At 43.0% G+C, this 3,418-nt stretch carries 3 protein-coding genes and 1 pseudogene; 1 reads left to right on the plus strand and 3 read right to left on the minus strand.

Annotation, left to right across the window (positions count from 1 at the left end; translation table 11 throughout):
• Positions 1-285: 285 nt before the first annotated feature.
• The gene (locus tag AC2VE5_RS24845; RefSeq protein ID WP_486890284.1) at positions 286-2,658 is read left to right on the plus strand and encodes a DUF6908 domain-containing protein; all 2,373 of its coding nucleotides are present in this window, start codon (positions 286-288) and stop codon (positions 2,656-2,658) included.
• Positions 2,659-2,678: 20 nt separating this feature from the next.
• Here the strand turns inward: AC2VE5_RS24845 and AC2VE5_RS24850 are convergent, their stop codons facing one another.
• From AC2VE5_RS24850 to AC2VE5_RS24860, 3 genes and pseudogenes are all read right to left on the minus strand, one after another.
• Positions 2,679-3,014 (minus strand): type II toxin-antitoxin system PemK/MazF family toxin, encoded by a 336-nt coding sequence (locus tag AC2VE5_RS24850; protein ID WP_486890285.1) that lies wholly within the window; start codon positions 3,012-3,014, stop codon positions 2,679-2,681.
• Positions 3,008-3,247, minus strand: coding sequence for an AbrB/MazE/SpoVT family DNA-binding domain-containing protein (locus AC2VE5_RS24855; protein ID WP_486890286.1), 240 nt, complete (start codon positions 3,245-3,247; stop codon positions 3,008-3,010). The genes AC2VE5_RS24850 and AC2VE5_RS24855 overlap by 7 nt, the downstream gene beginning before the upstream one ends.
• Before the next feature lie 51 nt (positions 3,248-3,298).
• A pseudogene (locus tag AC2VE5_RS24860) lies at positions 3,299-3,418 on the minus strand (IS1 family transposase); the annotation flags it as partial.

A 3,418-nucleotide genomic window follows, 5' to 3' on the forward strand; every position in this document is an offset into this window, starting at 1 on the left:
CTGTGACCCCTCTCGCTGGTTGTACGCATCAATAACTTTCTGGCGCAGGTCTACAGAGTATGCTTTCATTCGGCTTCAGGTTGAGTTTACTCTTTAACTGTATTTTACTCTATCAAGAACTGCTGTATTTTTTCTGACCCGCATTTTGGACAATTTAACTTCTCCTCACTCATACAACTCTTTCTACGTACTCTTTACACTTATCCTTACATATTTGGCACTACCGAAGTTTCTATCTACGATCTGTTCGACCAAAGGCAAAGCGAGTCGAAAGAGAAGCGTTATTTGGTAACAGGACAGGTCTTAGCTACCGAATTAACGGGGAAATTTGCCCAAGTTAGCGATAACTTGGGTCAAATTCACCCCGTTTACTTGTTGCGACGCGGGTTTGACCCAGTAGTAGATATGGATCTTAAGCCTGTCGTCCTTGGTTCTTCCGAGCAAGTCAAGCAGTTTTTATTTCATAAGACTCAAAGAGCGGGAGTCGTAAAAACTGAAGACGAAAACTTGACTGTTATTGCCGATCTCAGGAGTACAAATACAGGGGGAATTATCCTGAAAACTCCTAAAGCTACGGCGCAAGGGGGAATATACTTCAAAAATGAGGGTTTGCTGCAACTAACTGGGGATTTTGTCTCTAAAACCCAATCGGTACGCCAGGGCAACAATACTAAGTCCGAAAGCATTATGACCGTTAGCGTTAGCGCCGACAAAACGGATGCGGTGTTGAGCTACCTTTGTGCAAGATGGGTAGTGGGTGCTGCGAGTGATAAAAATCTAGCACGGGAAATGCTGGGGAAGTCTTTACCATCCTGGGAGCTGTGCAATGAAATCAATCCTGAAGCCCCTCGTCAAACGGTTACTCGTTCTCCTCAAAATGCCAGAACTGATAGTCTGCCACAAACTTTTGAAACAATAGCTCCTTTAGAGAGTAATACTCAAAGCGATCGCCTTTCTACTGCCTCCGAGGCAATTACTGCTGATGCTGATTCTACGATTGCGACGAGCGCACCTAACGAAGTAGGCAACAATCAAGCTGTACAAATAGCTTCAGCTAATAATCAAAATGGGGCGGCGGAAAAAAATATTGCCAAACTCCTACACCAGGCAGAATTAGCCACTGAAATTCTGAACGGTGAGGACTTCCACCTCAAAGTTGAGAACAAACCGTTTATTCCTTTAATCATCGAACGGCACGGGCAACAATTGTACGCAACTCACTATCTCGAAGATAGGTACGGTGACTTATTTATGGATGCGGAAATGGTTTTTCGCATTTCCTCTCAAGGTCAGTTGACATTAACTGAGACTGCTACGCAAAATCCTCTTAATGGCGGTGAGTACCGTAGCCTAGATCGAGGATTTGCCCAAACCTTTAGTAAAAACTTGCTGGAACAAGGCTTTGCTGAACCTGCCCGTATCGCTTTTATTGAAAAACAGCAGTCGCTATTGCAGTCAAACCAACAAGAAGCTGAAGCCTCAGATTCGGTAGTAGTGGAGGTTCCTGAACCATCACTGCCAGTAGCACCAGATTTAGAGGTTGTAAAACCTGTTGTTCCCGATCGCCAAGAGCAGTCGCAATTAAACCTTCAGCCAATTGCCTCAAATTCAACTACCACGACTAAACAGGCAAAACGCAAGACTTCTACTACTTCTAAATCAACGCTAGAACAAGAGCCGCAAGGAATCCAATTAAGCTTATTTGACGTTGGATTAAGCTCGAACGCTTCTGCTACAAAAAGCGAACCTCAAAGCCCTGTTGAAGTGATAAAGGAAAACAAACCCCAAGTAAGAAGGGTAGAAGCTTCAGCAACTCACTCTTCATCAAATCTACCTCCTACCTCCACTGATACTGCGGAAAACTTGGTAGACCCGATGCAGATTTTTCAGCAAGTTGTAGATCGAGTAGATAAGCTTGCAGGAGAAAAATTCGCTTCCATACAGTCAGAAAGTCCATCGCTGGTGACATTGCGAGATTGGTATAAAGCCGCGCGAGAACTCAATAAATCCTCAAAATATCTAGAGCGGATCTCGGAGATTGGGACTAATTTTAAGCAGGGTGAACCGCTAACAGAAAAGGTAGTCACAACAATGCAGTCAGATTTACAGGCTCGGTTCAAAAAGTTGGCAGTAGAGGAGCAAATTAACCAACTTCCCGATAACGAGTTTCTTCTCCTCCACCAAGCTGTTGATGGTTATTTCAAAGCTGCGCCAACCAAACCGCCCAAAGAAGTTGAAATACAAGCTCTCCACAACGAGGTTGGTCAATTAGTAAATCAAATTAATATTCTGGGCAGAGAACAATCTGATGCTTTGGTAGCAGTGGAAACTATGCAGAATAATCCCCTGCGTAACTGGAATGGAAAGTACGATGCAGCCATTGCTGGGCTTGAGCAAACTGCAAGTAAGTTAGAAAATGCGATCACCCATAAGCAGCACAAAGAGAGTCAGTTGGGGCAGTGGAACAAGCAATTTTCAGCTTATCAAACTTGGTACAGAAATCCCCAAACAGTTGAAATGCGCTCTTTTGTCCAAGGGTTTAATTCGTCGCAAGCAATGGAACGCTTGGTGAGTATTAACCAAAAACTGCCACTAAGACAGGCGCAGTTAGCAGGAGGACAGCAGAAGAGCGATCGCGGACCGGGGTTATCGGTTTGATATTACTTTCTCAAGTTCAATCAAAATAAGATTGGGTAGATCCGGTTTAGGACTTCTGTTAGTAGCTCCTCTGGGCAAGTACCAATCGATATTGCCTCTCTAGATCGATAATCAAGCGAACGCAATTGGTCCGTCATAATTACACCAGTAATTGACAGAGCGGTAGGAATAGTTATATAGAAAGGATTACGCCTTTTAGTGTTACTTACTGGACACACTAAAGCAAAGCCACGATATCGATTGAATTGGGTCTGACTTACTACTAAAGCAGGGCGATTACCCATTTGTTCATGACCAGATTGTGGGTCGAAGTTTATCCTAATAAAGTCTCCTCTATTTGGGATGTAGTCTACCATTCTTCTTCGCCCATAGCTTGTCCCCACTCAATTTCGGGATCTGCTTCTAATTCTTCTGCTATCAATTGTTGAAGCGTATATTTGCCAAATTTATTTACTGGCTGAACTACTAGAGCGCCATCTTTTAATTGACAATCAACTTCACCATTCACTGTTAAGGCTAATTCTTCAGCAATATATTTTGGAATCCGAATAGCTAGAGAGTTACCCCACCGTCCAATTTGAGTCTTCATAACAAAAACATTAGGATATTCAAAGTATATCACAAACAAGCGACGGTAGTGCTAAACATGTAAGGATTTATTGTAATGGTGGATAAAAAGCCAAATAGCACCAATATGATTCTCTAATTTCTTAGAAAACGAAAGCGTCTTTCTGACCAATCGAGCAATACGTTGACGCAT

It is taken from the genome of Aliterella sp. E5.1 (assembly GCF_057473825.1).

What these genes read in the sequence shown, in the direction of transcription:
- AC2VE5_RS24850 (WP_486890285.1), bottom strand. Translation starts at nt 3,014, where the DNA reads ATGGTAGACTACATCCCAAATAGAGGAGACTTTATTAGGATAAACTTC.
- AC2VE5_RS24855 (WP_486890286.1), bottom strand. Translation starts at nt 3,247, where the DNA reads ATGAAGACTCAAATTGGACGGTGGGGTAACTCTCTAGCTATTCGGATT.